A 15,104-nucleotide genomic window follows, 5' to 3' on the forward strand; every position below is an offset into this window, starting at 1 on the left:
TTGCTTCTACAGCATTTGCTACACGTTGAGGGTGGTCAGTTTGTCCCGGAATCCCCTGGTCAGTTTGCCCCGGAATTGGTGGTCAGCTTGCCCCGGAATCAGGTGGTCTCGTTCATCAGAATCTCCAGTATAGTCTCTAAGAAGGTAAACTTTTTAATGGGTGACGGTATCGTTACCAAAGGTGACACGAAGGCGTTTAAAGCTGACCTGAACCCGGTAGACACTGCCGAAGAACTGATACAAAAGTTGGTTTACGATTATGTAGTGTTCAACTACTTCGCAATTGAAGTACAGTATGACCTATTAAACAATAAGCCATTATATTTTAACCATATCCCGGCTAACCAACTAAGAAGCAACAAATCTAAAACTAAGTTTTGGGTGTGTGATGACTGGCAAGCCAAAAAGAACCTACTGACCTATGACCGTTGGGTTAAGGGCAAGAACGAAGACCGCAAATCAAAGGTTTTCTTTTATTCAGGCTACGTACCATCTGTATCAACTGTTTACCCGAACGTAGATTATTCAGGCGCAATTACCGCAATGGTAACTGACATCCTGATTAACAACTTTAACAAAAACAACATTGAAGACGGTTTCAGCCCGGCGCATATCATCAACTTTTTTAAAGGTGTTCCAACGGCAGAAGATGCTAAAGCTTTTGAAAGAAAGTTTGCGGAAACCTACAAGGGTGTTGACGGCTTAAAGTACCTTTTATCTTGGAATAACGCAGATGGTAAAGCACCTGAAATAAATACAATCGCAGGTGATGATTACGCTACCAAACTGATTGAAGTAGTTAAGAAAATTGAGAATGCTATCCTGCAATCCCATTCAGCAACCCGTTTATTATTTGGTGTTGAAACCGAAGGCAGCTTAGGCGGTAACGGTGCAGAACTCGAAATTCAATTTGAGATTTTTAAACAGACGTGGGTTAAGAACACCCGTAATGTGATTGAATCCGGGCTTAATAAATTGTTTGCTGATGCCGGGCTACCTGCAATAGAATTTAAAGACAAAACAACGCTGTTTTCAGCTTCATTAGAGAGCGCAACCCGTGAAAAGGTACTCACTATAGATGAACTCCGAGCGATTGATGGTAAGCCTGTTTTGCCTAACGGCGAAGGTGCTAAACTGTTAACGGCAGCAGCCCCGGTACAAGCCCCGGCATTTAATCAGAATAGATTTTCGGCTACTGGTAAGATGCTTACAGATGCAGATTTTGAACTGGTAAAAGACTTAGGAACTCATAAAGCTGATTTTGACTTTGTAGAAAATGAGTTCTCAAAATTTGCTGATGACCAGATTGACAATTACCTGATAACTGAAAAGATTGATGGTAAATCATTAGAACAAATTAAAGCAGATATTAAGTCTAAACTGGATACTTTAATATCAGTAGATGACCTTACAAAAAGGCTAAATAAGCTTACAGAAGCTAAAATAATCAAATCTGACATCACGGATAGCAAAGTCAACATTAAGCCTGTAGAAGCCCCAAAACAGGGCAACGAAGTGCAGGTAATGTATGAGTATAAGGTACGTCCGGGATATGGTGAACCCTTGATTGATACAAGCCGGGGTTTTTGTGTAAAGCTTATCAATAACGACCGTCTTTATAGCCGTGCTGACATTCAAACGATGTCTTCAATCTTTGGCTATGATGTCTATGCTCATTGTGGTGGATGGTATACCGACCCCGCTACAGGCAAAGCAGAAAACCAGTGCCGTCACCAGTGGTCAAAAGTAAGAGTGATAAGAAAGGGCGGTGTGCAGTAATGAAGAAGATACAGTTTATCAGCGTACAGGAACTGAAAGATAGTTCAATCGTACAGACCAATGTTGACGAAAAGATATTAAGTCAATGCATCACTGAGTTCCAGGAACTGGAACTACAGCAGGTATTAGGTAAAGCCACCTACAAACGGCTATCAAACGTACTGGTGTCGGGTGCTACAATCAGTGGTTACACGTACTCAGATGAAGATACTTTACTGTTTGACGTGATTAAACCTGTAATGGTATATGGCAGCTTACTTTATAGCATCAGTCCGCTTCACTACAAGCTAACCAATAAGGGCGTTCAAAACATTACTGATGATAATGCTAAGACAGGTGACGGTCGGGACTTGGAGAGTCTTAAATCCAATTACACCACCAAATTAGAGGGGTATAAACGGTTTCTGATTGAACATCTGGAAACAGACGAAGACCCGGAAACAGAAGCACCCTGCTCAACAGATACAACTTTTGCAATTACCGGGATTTCGATACCGGATAACAGTTTTAATGAAGAAGAAGCTTACAGGGCTTCGGCTTATAAAACCGGGTACTACCGAAGAATAATTTACTAAGTGATTACCATTAACCAGTATATCAAATTACTTGAAAAGTACTTAAAGCAGCACAAGCAAATCAATACGGTACTTACCAGTAACGAAGCTGATTTTGCAGCCTATTATAAGATAGTTTACCCGGTTGCCCACATTGATTATGTAACGCAGCGTATCAGCGGAGATAACATTAGCCACCAATTTGAAATCATCATTGGTGACTTGTTTGACCCTAATGTACCTGCTTCTGAATTTGAAATTTACAGTGACTGCAACCTGATAGCTGATGACCTGTTAACTTACTTCGAAAATCAGGTTAATGTTGATTATGAGATTAGCCCGGATACCAGTATTCAGAAGTTTACTGATGCGAACGGTGACAGGGTTGCCGGGGCTGTATTCGTAATTACTTTCAACCAGTTCCGGGCAAGTGATAACTGCATCACTCCAATTGATGATAACCTGTCAGTGGCTAAACCAGTAATGTACTACGGTGCTGTTAACGGTGTACCAACCAGTTTAAGCGGGTTAACGTCAACACAGGCTACAGAAGCAACTTTAGACACTGGCTTAGGCAACCCTTTTGTTATTGCATTAGATGACCTGTACAGCCTTGAATTAGTAAATGATACCAGTGCATCAAATTTAGATTTAACGGCTTTATACGTGCGTAATGGTACGTTAACAGCCAAAGATAATACCGTTTATAATCTGTACTACTATGAACAAGCTGTCCCCTATAGTACAAGCCATAAACACAAGATAAGAGTGAGATAAAAAAATGATAGGTGAAGAAAGACCGATAGGGATTAAGTTAACTAATCCGGGCAATGTTGACTGGTTTTACGGCGGTGGCTTACCTGCTTATGCTTCGATTGAAGAAGCCTTAGCTACAGTGCCGGGTGCTTTACGTATGGGTAAAACCGTAGGTATTCTGATTGATGGAATCATAGTTGAATACTGGTTCAAAGATGGCATTGCTGATGAAGATTTGGTCATTAAAGCAGCCGGGGGTTCTGGTTCGGTTGATGCTTACACCAAAGCACAAGCTGATACCAAATTTCAAATCAAAGGTGATTACCTGACTGGTGTAACATCTAACGATGTTATTGATGCTTTGGGCTACGTGCCTTTAAGCGGGTATTCAGTTGACCTATCAGGTTACTATACGAAGGTTCAATCAGATGCTAAGTACCTAACCGGATTTGCCGTTGACCTGTCAGGTTATTACACTAAAAGTCAGTCAGACGCTAAGTACCTAACCGGGTATACCGTTGACCTCAGTGATTACTACAATAAGTCAGCAGCAGATACCCGCTATCAATTTAAAGGTAATTACTTAACCGGGTTAACGTCAACTGATGTTACCGTGGCTTTAGGCTATACACCTGTTTCTGGTTTGACTAACTACTACACCAAAGCACAAAGTGATGCTAAGTATTTGGGAACTGGTTACACCCCGGACTTATCAAATGTGTATACCAAATCACAGTCAGATGCTAAATATCTTACAGGGTATACCGTTGATTTTAATAACTACTATGATAAGACTACTTCTGATTCAAAGTTCTTAACTGGTGTAACAAAATCACAAGTTACTACTGCTTTGGGTTACACCCCGGCAAGCGGTTCAACCACTTTGGCAGGTTACGGTGTAGCATCTGGTGACACTTTATTTGATGGTAGATTCTTACCGTTGAACACTGACCTTAATACTGAAACTCAAAAGGCTTTAAATCTGATGACTTCACCAAACAAAGTTCAATCCTTTGGTGCAAACGTTTATGAAATGACTACTACAATGACGGTAGTTACACAGCAGTTTAAGACGTTAGCTTTAACACCTGTAACATCTGCAACTACATTGTACGGTGTTACTTTTTACCAAAGTGGGCAAGGTGTTTACACGGCAAATAATGAGAACTCAATTTCATTATACTCTTATTCTGGTGGTGTACTTACTAAGGTAGCAACTACAGGTAACGTGCCAACATTGTGGTCAAACAGTGCTAACACTTTCGTGAATATCTATTTTACAGCCCCGTATAATGCAGCACCGGGAATGTATTTCTTAGGTATGCTATTTTGCGCTTCAAGCACAACGACAGCACCAACGATTGCTTGCGCCCCAACTCTGCTTAATGCTGCAATATCAAACGCCAACCTGCCGAATAATACAAAATTGTACGGTACAATCTTAGCGCAAACGACTGCACCCGCAACCATCAATATGTCATCAGTAAACGGTTCTACAGCCCGTATCTGGACAGCTATGTTTTAAGGTAATTACCGTCTTGTACATACTATTTATCTATGTGAAAATAGATAGTGCAGGACGGGATTTTATTTACCTGAAAGAAGGTGTAAAGCTTAAAGCTTATAAAGATGTAGTAGGTGTTCCTACCATTGGTTGCGGTTTGACTTATTATCCTGATGGCAGAAAAGTTAAGTTAGGCGATGTTATCAGCTTAAAACAGTGTGATGATATGTTCACTGCCGTTGTAGCTGACTTTGAAAAAGCAATTTCAGCAGCTATAAAAGTACCTCTTAACCAAAATCAGTTTAATGCTTTGGTGTCTTTGGCTTACAACATTGGTAAAGCCGGATTCAGCAAGTCCACTTTGGTTAAACGGATAAATGCCGGGGAATCACCAGAAAGGATTACAGCAGCATTTGCTATGTGGAACAAAGCCGGGGACAAGGTAAATAGCACTCTTACGAAAAGGCGTGCTGACGAAGCTAAACTATACTTCAAAGCCTAATGAAAACCCTACTTACAATATTTAATAACCTACAATTGTCTTACACAGCCTTGTTTAAGTTTATGGTATCAAACGTCTGGAAAATGATTGTTTGGACTTTCTGCATTTACCTTGCACCTACCTATGAATTGATAGGTCTTACTGTTTTCTTATTGTGTGCTGATTTGATTACAGGTATCTGGAAATCTCTAAAAACTGGTGTCCCGGTAACAGCAGCTAAGATAGGTCTCAGCGTAGAAAAGATGATTGCTTACACCTTTGGTGTAGTCTGTACCTATGCAGTTCAGCACGGTATCACCAATGATGCAATTAAGGTGATGCTATTCTATTCTGGTATTGTATCCCTAAAAGAGTTAAAGAGTATCATTGAGAACATTGAGATAATTACAGGCACTTCAATTTGGGGTGTGCTTAGTAAACAAATCGGCAACCTGATGCCGGGTAAAAAATTAGACAAAGAAGATAAGGAGACCAAAGATGAAACTAAGTAATATCATACGCTTAATAGCAACCATTGCATTAACCGTACTAGATGCCATTAAAAGTAAGAAATAGGGGAAATATAATTTATTGAGTTGCAGTGTAACCCTTTTGCGCATCTAACGATGTTTTAGTAAGGTCAACACTTTCTACACAGACTTCATACCCTATTACGGTTGCGGTAGTCACCTTAGAGTACTCATTATACTTGAAATCTAAAGTGGCTTCAAAGATTGCTTCTTTATGATTTGTTTTCTTGATAGACTTAGTTAAATTGAAAGTTACAGATTCACCTATGTCTCCGCCAAACGCTTCATTTGAAATTGTTCCAGTATAAACCGTTAACCATTTATTGTTTGCTCTCAGGTAATTTTGAGTTTTTAGATATTGACTTTTTGCATAATCCATTTGGCTTATTGGATATTTAAATTTCAAAACCTTACGGTACAGCACCCCTTCTTGAAAATCCAAAACTACTCGTACAGTGTCGTTAGCGTAAGATTTACTGGAATGCCCTTTATATATAAATTCATATTCCTTTTCTTCCATTCCAAAGCTTTCGTGATTCGACATATACCCTATAAGCTCGTATTTCTGACCACCCAAAGGTATCTTATCGAATTGTTGTAACAAGTTTACGCTTTGAGAAAACGATGGTTTCGCTACAATGAGTAGCAGTGCTGTAATGAAAAAGCGACTTGTCATATTATTATTATTATTATTTTCTTGGGGCTGACCCTCTTTTCATTGTACAATTAATTAGTTTTTTTCTTCACTTACCATAAAAGCAGCAGCTTTCTGAATCTGCTTCTTTTGTTTGTCCTTAACAGTTAGGTCAATACCAAAATCATCTTTTCTTAATGCTAACCGTAGTGCAGCTATTTGATTGTTTGCAAAGTAGTTTAGTTGTGCAGGGGTAATTTCCGAACTTATTAGCAGCATACTGGATGAACCACTATTTACAATTTTTGAGTTACCATCGGGATTAAACCTGATGATACTATCAGAAGGCATTTTAATAAGAATTGACATATTGTTTACGTCCAAACCCTGATAAGCGCCAAACTCACCGCTTGGCATATTCATTAATAAGCCAACAAGTACTTTATCATCGTTCTGCATAAATGTCAGTGATTCCATAAAGTTCACATTATTAGCTGCGACGAAGTTGACAGTCGCACCTTTTATCAGCTTACCAGTGAAATCGTCTTTTTTATTAATCAAAGTTTGGGCATAAGACGTTGAAGAAGCAATCAATGCTAAAAGGAGGGCAATTTTTTTCATAATAACGGTTTGGTTCTCAAAGATAAACATAAATATTTTTTCACACACTTGAATTTGTGCTAACAGTATTAGCATTTTTGATGTTGTGAAAAGTGTGGCTAATATTCAGGTTTATAGATTTAAGCAATCAGACACGGAACTACCGTTGTTCCTATCTAACATACAGGCGGGGTTTCCATCCCCGGCAGATGACTACTTAGAAGAATGTTTGTCACTTGATGACATCTGCATATCCAATGCTGCCAGTACGTTCTTAGGCAGGGTTACCGGGCAATCCCTTAAAGATGTATATATCTATGACGGTGACATAGCTGTTATCGATAAGAGCGAAAAGCCGGAACATAAAGATTTAGTGGTATGTGCTATTGATGGTGAGTTTAACGCCAAAATCCTTCACATTGACAAACTACAAGGTATACGGTTACTGTCCGCTAATCCTGATTACCCACCTATCATAATTCAAGAACTAACTGACTTTAGAATTTGGGGTGTTATCACCTTTGTTATCCAAAACGTGAAAAACCGAAGCAATGATTGGCATTATTGATTGCAACAATTTTTACGCTTCGTGTGAACGGAACTTTGACCCCTCAATAAACGGGTTACCAGTTGTGGTGTTCTCTAATAATGACGGTGCAATTATAGCCCGGTCGGAAGAAGCAAAAGCTTTAGGTATTACAATGGCTATACCCATCTTTGAGGTGAAGAAGCTGATGCAGAAACATAACATCATTGGCTACAGCAGTAACTACACTCTTTACGGTGATATGTCAGCCCGTATTAAATCTATTATCCGGGATTTTTTTCACGATGTTGAAGACTACAGCATAGATGAATCGTTCGTGTCTTGTAAGGGCTTTAAGTACCGTGACTTGTTCACCTATGTGAAGGATGCGAGGGATAAAATTTCACACTGGTCTGGTGTACCCGTATCCATTGGTATAGGCGCAACTAAGACACTTGCCAAAGTTGCAAACAGAATTGCTAAGAAGAAGTACCGGGATGTTGGGGTGTACATCATTGACACCGAAGAAAAACGTCTGGATGCCCTTAGAAACACAGATGTAACAGATGTTTGGGGTGTTGGTCACCGAATAGGCAAACGCCTAAACTCAGTAGGTGTATTCAACGCTTATGACTTATCAATGGTAGACGAAGATTGGGCTAAACGGCAATTTAGTGTAGTACTCCAACGTACGGTATATGAGTTGCAGGGTTTAAGCTGTATACCGTTGGAACTGGTACAACCTGCCAAACAAAATATTGCATCCCAAAAAAGCTTTGGTATCTATCAAACCGAGTTTGAACCCATAAGTGAAGCACTGGCAAACTACACTGCACGGGTTGCTGAAAAGCTACGTAAACAGAAGTTTGTAGCCGGAGGATTAACTGTTTGGTTAGGCACTAACAATTTTTCTAAAACAGATGCTCAGTACTTTCCTGAAATATCAACCGTGTGTGATGTACCCACTGACTATACACCTTACCTGATTAAGAGAGCCGTAGAAGGTTTAAAAGCTATCTACCGGAAAGGATACCTGTACAAACGTGTTGGTGTGATGCTTACTGACCTTCGCAATAATACAGATGGTACGCAGAACCTGTTCTTAGCTGATACCCGTAATAAGGAAATTGAAATCATTAAGAAGGTAGACCGGATTAATCGTTTAAATGGTCGGGATACCGTAAGGTCAGCGCAACAAGGGTTTGCCAGAGAATGGAAAATGAAACAGGAGCATCTAAGCCCTAAGTACACCACCCGGTTACAGGATATTATAACAATTAAGTAGATTGCATAGCTATTTAAAACTTACTATGGATTATATAAAAATTCCTGTTCCTAATTTCAGATTTGAGGATGTCATTAAACGTAGGGCAAACGACTTCATCGAGTTCTATCTTTCCAAATCTATTCTCCAAGGAATATACAAAGGCTACAGAGGTAATGAGAAAGATACTTTGAGCCACATCCAAGATGAATGGAGTAAGTTTAGCAGTAGCGATGGCTTCATATTCGTATCAACTTTACTCAATCACATATTGGAGATTGAAAGCTCTGAAATCGCAAAATCAAAATCACAATTAGAGGCTATTACAAAAAGCAAGAATCTTGACATTGAGTTTATATCTGTAATAATTGAATATCAACCCTTACTTGATTCAATTAAATATCAACTTTATACGTTAGCTGAAAAGTCTGGTTTTAGATTTTCTGCTGATAGTTTTCAACTAACTGAAATAGCGTCATTAAATACTAAGATAGATTCTATTCTTGACAGCCTTGAAACATTGAAAGCAGGTCAAGAGGTTGTTTACAATCACATTGATGAACTTAAAGAAGAGTTTAGTTCGTTAAAAACTGATTACATCTTAGGTAAGAAAAAATGGCATCAAAGGGCTGCCGGAGTGGTTGCTACATACAGTGGTACGTTGGTAGCCGATTCATTGTTTGACCCGGTTAAGCCATTAATACACGACCTGTTATCTTCAACTGGAACGGATGTAGTGCAACGGTTACTTGATATAAAATAGCCCAATATAAAAAGGGAAAAAAATATAGCAAAAAGGGAAAAAATCCGGTTTTTACTAAAATAAAAAGTGCCTTTAAACGAAATAGAGGCACTTTTTTTTGCCTAAACTATTGGATTTGTAATATAAAGTTATCAAATAAAAGGTTTAATTTTTAATTTATATCTCGGTGTACATCAGTGTTTATCAATTTATTTGTGCTGTTTATCTGAAGAAAACGAGCGTATAACTGCCGCCGTTACAAGTTTATAAACCGGTAAAATGTTTATACCTTGCCACCCAGTAAGCCATTATGAACACCTCAATTCCTCACCAGCACCTTACTACCGCGGCACGTATACGTTCCATTGTGGGCGGATCGCTGGGTAACCTTGTGGAGTGGTACGACTGGTATGTGTATTCGGCGTTCTCACTTTATTTTGCAGATGCCTTTTTCCCATCGAGCAGCCAAACGGCCAAGTTGCTTAATACAGCCGGCATATTCGCGATCGGTTTCCTGATGCGGCCAATAGGTGGTTGGCTGATGGGCACCTTCGCCGATAAAAAAGGCCGTAAAGCCGCGCTTACCTGGAGTGTACTGCTCATGAGTGCAGGATCGCTTATTATTGCCATAACTCCTGACTTCAACACCATTGGTATTGCAGCACCCTTACTGCTTGTACTTGCCCGTGTAATACAGGGGCTAAGTGTCGGTGGCGAATATGGCACAAGTGCCACTTACCTGAGCGAAATGGCGGACAAAAAGCATCGTGGCTTTTACTCCAGCTTTCAGTATGTAACACTTATTATGGGGCAGTTGCTGGCGCTTGGTGTGCTGGTATTGCTGCAGCGCGTTTTCATGACAGAAGAACAGCTGCATACCTGGGGCTGGCGCATACCTTTTGGCATTGGAGCGGCGCTGGCCATAATAACCATGTACCTGCGCCGCAGCCTGCACGAGCCTGCGACTTTTACCAATAAAGAGAACAAAGAAAAGCGCGACCGCGGTACCATTAAGGCATTACTGCAGCACCCTCGCGCGGTGTTAACCGTTATTGGGCTAACGCTTGGTGGCACCATTGCCTTTTATACGTTCACCACTTACATGCAAAAGTTCCTGGTGAATACCAGTGGTTTCAGCAAGAACACCGCTACGCTTATATCAACCATTACCCTCTTTATATTTATGCTGCTACAGCCGGTGTTTGGCATGCTGTCTGACAGGATCGGCCGCAAGCCGCTGCTTAATGCCTTTGGTATTTTAGGGACACTCACCACCGTGCCCATCATGATGGCGTTAAGCCATACCAAAGACGAATGGACTGCCTTTTGGCTGATCATGCTGGCACTGCTGATTGTAAGCAATTATACCTCTATAAATGCTGTAGTTAAGGCGGAGCTATTTCCGGCGCATGTGCGTGCACTGGGTGTAGGACTACCCTATGCCATAGCGGTTTCGGCATTTGGTGGTTCGGCGGAATACTTGGCTTTGCAGCTTAAGGTATGGGGCCACCCCGAATGGTTTTACTGGTATGTTACAGTGTGCATATTTGTCTCGCTGATCGTGTACATTACCATGCGCGACACGCATAAACATTCTAAGATAGAAGAAGAGCCTCACCCCAACCCCTCTCCTGAAGGAGAGGGGCTATAAAGCTCAAATAATGTTACAGAAATGCCGACCCTTCAGGGCAGGGTTACGCGAGGTTTTTACTTGGAGATCAACCCCGATATCACATTAATGCTCAACGCCACAATGGCAGTGTTGAAGGCAAAAGATATGAGCCCGTGCGCCCATACCAGCCTGCGTAAGCGGCGGGAACTGATCTCCACGTCTGACACCTGGAACGTCATGCCTATGACGAAGGAAAAATATACAAAGTCGAGGTAGTCAGGCTCTTTGATATCACCGGGGAAGTCTAATCCGCCAGCAAGCGTTTTTTTGCCGTCCTCTGTAGAATAGTACAGATGCGCATACCGCATTGTATATACGGTGTGCACCAGCCACCAGGATACCACAACGGCGCCCATGGCCAAAAAGATGTAAGCACCTACCGTCTCTTCCGACTGGCCTTTGGTCGACTTCAGTAAAAGGTATATGGCTACCAGGCTTACAAGCGAGGCACACATTACAAACAGGAAGATGAAATAACGACTACTGTCATCTATACTTACCAGCTTACGAATATCTTTAGGGTGCGCCCACAGGATCACTATCCAGTCGAGTACAATGATGCTTAATGCTATTGAGATCCAAACAATGAGGGTAACTGCCGGAACCGATGGTATATGCCTGGCAAGCAGGAATGCAATAGCACCAATAAGTAAGGACAGGTATAAACGATAATGCGCATCCAGGCGCAGCATAACGTATTTTTTGGGGTCGGAAACGGGTTTCATCTGATAAGTCTATGGTCTATAGACGAGGGAAAGGTCGGGAACTTATTTGAAGTTAAGACTATGTTTGTTAAGATTAAAAATCTTCTTCCACAATGTTGGCTACACGGCCCACTTGTCCGTCTTCCAACCGCACCTTAATGCCGCGGGAATGATACGTGGCGCTGGTGAGCAGGTCTTTTACCACGCCGCGTGTCAGCTTCCCGCTGCGCTGATCTTTTTTGAGGATGATGTCGACCTCCAGTCCGGGATAAATGTCTGCTCTGTTACGTCCGTGCATAATGATATTTTAGTCCGGAAGTCCGATAAGACGGGAAGTCCGGGAGATGTTTTTTTTTGCTGGAAGTCCGGTTTACATTTAGTCTTTCGGACTTTCTGACTTATCCGACTTTCGGACTTCCTGACTCACTGACCAACTTTGCAATCGCATCGTCAACCTTAGCAAAACCAAAGCCGCTGATTACCTCGTTCATTGCCGCGGTAATCTGGTCGTTCTGCAGGTTACCTATGCTTCCTTCATGAGTATGGTTGACAGCTTTTTCAGGGTCGAAATTTCCTTGTTCAATATCCAGCCCTATTTGCTTGTAGGCGTCGCGAAAGGGAACACCGTTCAGTACCGCCTTATTTACCTCTTCTACGCTGAACAGGTAAGCATACTTAGGATCGTCCAGGATATTCTTATTAACGCTGATGTTCTGCAGCATAAAAGTGGCCATCTCCAGGCAGCTGAGCAGGTCAGTAAAGGCGGGGAACAATAGTTCTTTCAGCAGCTGCAACTCACGGTGGTAGCCCGATGGCAGGTTGGTGGTCATTAACGCTACATCATTTGGCAAAGCTTGCAGGCGGTTGCACTTGCCGCGCATAATTTCCCACACATCCGGATTCTTTTTATGTGGCATGATGCTGCTGCCCGTGGTCAGGTGCTCCGGGTAGCTTACAAACGTAAAGTTCTGGCTCAGGTATAAGCACTGGTCCATAGCCATTTTAGCCAGCGTAGCCGCTATAGATGATAGCGCCTGCGCTATAATGCGCTCCGTTTTACCCCTACCCATCTGCGCGTAAACTACGTTGTGGTTTAGCCGCTCAAAGCCTAAAAGCTCTGTAGTAAGCGTCCTGTTCAGCGGGAACGACGAGCCATATCCCGCGGCAGAACCCAACGGGTTTTTATTGGTGATCTTCCATGCGGCAAGCATCATCTCCAGATCGTCGGCAAGGCTTTCGGCATAAGCGCCAAACCACAAACCAAATGAGGATGGCATAGCTACCTGCAAATGCGTGTAGCCGGGAAGCAATACATCCTTGTGCTTTTCGCTCAGGATGATAAGCTGGCGAAATAATGTATCTGTTGCTTCTACCACTTCTTTTATCCTGCTGCGGAAGAAGAGTTTAAGGTCTACCAAAACCTGGTCGTTACGGGATCGGCCACTATGGATTTTCTTACCAGCATCACCTATGCGACGAGTAAGCAGCATTTCTACCTGCGAGTGTACGTCCTCTATCCCATCCTCAATGGTGAAGTTGTTGTTTTGGATATCGGCATAAATTTCTTTGAGCTCTTTTTGCACCAAGGCCAGATCATCCGCACTCATCAGGCCTATGCTCTCCAGCATGGCGGTATGAGCAAGTGAACCCAGCACATCAAAAGCGGCCATTTCACGATCGAGTTCGCGGTCGCGACCGACGGTAAAGGTTTCTACCAGTTGATTAACGTTGGTGGTTTTTTGCCAAAGCTTGCTCATGGTGCAAATATAGAATTAAATGGAATGTGGTAAGAACTATGTTATTTGAAGGCTCATTATCAAAGTCAGTAGTGATCGTTTGGCTTGTGCTTTTACTTTCTTTTTTTCCGCAAAAAAGAAAGTAACAAAGAAAAAACTCGCGGCTGTACAACAGGCTGTGCAAGGTAGTGCTTACCCGTTGCTTGTGCCACCCGCCTGTTCTAAGGCCGCAATATTCGGACTTCGATGGGCTCGTCAGGCTCTGCAACATTTAAGTACATTCATCACCACAATCATCCGTATAAAGCGCAGGGAACGACGAAAAACCGGGCCGGGGTAAAGGCCTGAGGGATGAAGGTTTTTTTCGTCTTGAACTTTTGCTTCTTTTCTTTCAAGAGAAAAGAAGTAGCCTCTGCGGCAATGAGCAGACAAACAGTCAAGTCAGCACCTACTTTAAATTAAGAACAACCCAGTGACCAATACCGTAATTAAACTGCTCAGATCAAACAATCTTTGAAAGCATCTTTATATACAACGCAATTCCTTCACCTATTTCATGAACATATATAAACTCATCTGCCATGTGCGAGCGGGCGCTATCGCCGGGACCGACCTTGATTGAAGGAATATCCAGCAGCGACTGATCAGATGTGGTTGGTGAGCCGTAAGTTTTGCGGCCCAGAGCTACACCTGCTTGTACAAACGGGTGGTTCTTGTCTATTGAAGATGGCTTAAGCCTGATGGAGCGTGGCTTTACATCGCATTGCACATGCTGACGGATGATCTCCAGCACTTCTTCATTACGGTAGGCATCGGTAACGCGTACATCTACAGTAAAGGTGCAGGTGGCCGGCACTACGTTGTGCTGAGACCCTGCATTGATAATGGTGACCGACATCTTTATCGGACCAAAAACTTCCGACTCCTTAGGAAACCTAAAGTTACGGAACCACTCGATATCCGCCAAGGCTTTATATATAGCATTCTCGCCTTCTTCGCGGGCAGCGTGTCCGGCTTTGCCATAGGCTGTGCAATCCAGCACCATTAGTCCACGTTCGGCAATAGCAAGGTCCATCAGTGTGGGTTCGCCTACTATGCCAAACTCCAGCTTACCAAGTTCGGGAATAATCAGTTCCAATCCGTTAACACCTGATATTTCCTCCTCGGCAGTTGTTGCCAGGCAAAAGTTGTATTTAAGCCCTTCCTGCTCGTAATAGTACAGGAATACCGCGATGAGCGATACCAGGCAACCGCCTGCATCATTACTGCCCAAGCCATATAGCTTTCCCTCTTCAGTTTTTGCGTCGTAAGGGTCGCGGGTGTAGCCTGAGTTGGGCTTTACGGTATCGTGATGAGAGTTAAGCAGTATGGTTGGCTTGGCTGCATCAAAATGCTTGTTCCAGGCCCATATATTGTTGAGCTTACGATGAGTTTGAACACCATGCTGCTGTAGTACCTCCTCAATAAGATCAGCTGTGCGGTCTTCCTCTTTACTAAACGAGGGTATAGATATGAGTTGCTGAAGCAGCGTTATTGCCTGCTGCTGCAAAGTGGTTATATCGGCCATAGATGTTTTGCACACGTTGCGGTGCCTGGCAAAATTACCTATTTTATGGCAGGTA

General features: G+C 42.3%; 16 protein-coding genes. 10 read left to right on the forward strand and 6 right to left on the reverse strand.

The features are described from left to right. The 6 genes from DYU05_RS21165 to DYU05_RS15345 all read left to right on the forward strand — a co-directional run. On the forward strand, positions 1-1,779 hold a 1,779-nt coding region (locus DYU05_RS21165), incomplete at its 5' end, for a hypothetical protein (protein WP_205771904.1). Continuing rightward, positions 1,779-2,354, forward strand: a complete 576-nt coding sequence (locus tag DYU05_RS15325; protein WP_117384026.1) for a DUF6712 family protein — start codon at positions 1,779-1,781, stop codon at positions 2,352-2,354. The genes DYU05_RS21165 and DYU05_RS15325, both read left to right, overlap by 1 nt. Continuing rightward, positions 2,355-3,110, forward strand: coding sequence for a hypothetical protein (locus DYU05_RS15330; RefSeq protein ID WP_117384027.1), 756 nt, complete (start codon positions 2,355-2,357; stop codon positions 3,108-3,110). Between the two features lie 4 nt (positions 3,111-3,114). Continuing rightward, on the forward strand, positions 3,115-4,614 hold the full coding sequence (locus DYU05_RS15335; RefSeq protein ID WP_117384028.1) for a hypothetical protein: 1,500 nt from the start codon (positions 3,115-3,117) through the stop codon (positions 4,612-4,614). Positions 4,615-4,648: 34 nt separating this feature from the next. Continuing rightward, positions 4,649-5,095 (forward strand): lysozyme, encoded by a 447-nt coding sequence (locus tag DYU05_RS15340; protein WP_165852089.1) that lies wholly within the window; start codon positions 4,649-4,651, stop codon positions 5,093-5,095. Then, positions 5,095-5,586, forward strand: a complete 492-nt coding sequence (locus DYU05_RS15345) for a hypothetical protein (protein ID WP_117384030.1) — start codon at positions 5,095-5,097, stop codon at positions 5,584-5,586. Before DYU05_RS15340 ends, DYU05_RS15345 begins: the two co-directional genes overlap by 1 nt. 76 nt (positions 5,587-5,662) lie before the next feature. Here DYU05_RS15345 and DYU05_RS15350 read toward each other — a convergent pair whose 3' ends face one another. Both DYU05_RS15350 and DYU05_RS15355 read right to left on the reverse strand, forming a co-directional pair. Next, entirely contained in the window at positions 5,663-6,280 is a 618-nt protein-coding gene (locus tag DYU05_RS15350; protein ID WP_117384031.1) for a hypothetical protein, read from the reverse strand. A gap of 54 nt (positions 6,281-6,334) precedes the next feature. Further along, positions 6,335-6,859 (reverse strand): hypothetical protein, encoded by a 525-nt coding sequence (locus DYU05_RS15355; RefSeq protein ID WP_133300246.1) that lies wholly within the window; start codon positions 6,857-6,859, stop codon positions 6,335-6,337. Between the two features lie 94 nt (positions 6,860-6,953). Between DYU05_RS15355 and DYU05_RS15360 the strand changes: the two genes are divergently transcribed. The 4 genes from DYU05_RS15360 (at position 6,954) to DYU05_RS15375 (ending at position 11,021) form a co-directional block, all read left to right on the forward strand. Next, positions 6,954-7,406, forward strand: a complete 453-nt coding sequence (locus DYU05_RS15360) for a LexA family protein (RefSeq protein WP_165852090.1) — start codon at positions 6,954-6,956, stop codon at positions 7,404-7,406. Beyond that, complete coding sequence (locus DYU05_RS15365; protein WP_117384034.1) at positions 7,390-8,649, forward strand: Y-family DNA polymerase; 1,260 nt, start codon at positions 7,390-7,392, stop codon at positions 8,647-8,649. Before DYU05_RS15360 ends, DYU05_RS15365 begins: the two co-directional genes overlap by 17 nt. A gap of 25 nt (positions 8,650-8,674) precedes the next feature. Further along, positions 8,675-9,391, forward strand: coding sequence for a hypothetical protein (locus tag DYU05_RS15370; RefSeq protein WP_117384035.1), 717 nt, complete (start codon positions 8,675-8,677; stop codon positions 9,389-9,391). Positions 9,392-9,680: 289 nt separating this feature from the next. Further along, positions 9,681-11,021 carry an MFS transporter gene (locus DYU05_RS15375; protein ID WP_117384036.1) on the forward strand — a complete coding sequence of 447 codons (1,341 nt, stop codon included), beginning with the start codon at positions 9,681-9,683 and terminating at the stop codon, positions 11,019-11,021. A gap of 56 nt (positions 11,022-11,077) precedes the next feature. On the opposite strand, the gene DYU05_RS15380 is transcribed toward DYU05_RS15375, so the two are convergent. The 4 genes from DYU05_RS15380 to DYU05_RS15395 form a co-directional block, all read right to left on the reverse strand. Next, the gene (locus DYU05_RS15380) at positions 11,078-11,767 is read right to left on the reverse strand and encodes a DUF1345 domain-containing protein (protein WP_117384037.1); all 690 of its coding nucleotides are present in this window, start codon (positions 11,765-11,767) and stop codon (positions 11,078-11,080) included. A gap of 73 nt (positions 11,768-11,840) precedes the next feature. Beyond that, on the reverse strand, positions 11,841-12,044 hold the full coding sequence (locus tag DYU05_RS15385; RefSeq protein ID WP_117384038.1) for a YwbE family protein: 204 nt from the start codon (positions 12,042-12,044) through the stop codon (positions 11,841-11,843). Between the two features lie 100 nt (positions 12,045-12,144). Next, a complete protein-coding gene (gene argH, locus DYU05_RS15390; RefSeq protein WP_117384039.1) occupies positions 12,145-13,503 on the reverse strand; it encodes an argininosuccinate lyase in 1,359 nt (452 codons plus the stop codon). Positions 13,504-13,984: 481 nt separating this feature from the next. Beyond that, positions 13,985-15,049, reverse strand: a complete 1,065-nt coding sequence (locus tag DYU05_RS15395; RefSeq protein ID WP_117384040.1) for a M20 family metallo-hydrolase — start codon at positions 15,047-15,049, stop codon at positions 13,985-13,987. Positions 15,050-15,104: the final 55 nt, after the last annotated feature.

Origin of the sequence: Mucilaginibacter terrenus, assembly GCF_003432065.1 — a bacterium.
Classification (GTDB): domain Bacteria; phylum Bacteroidota; class Bacteroidia; order Sphingobacteriales; family Sphingobacteriaceae; genus Mucilaginibacter; species Mucilaginibacter terrenus.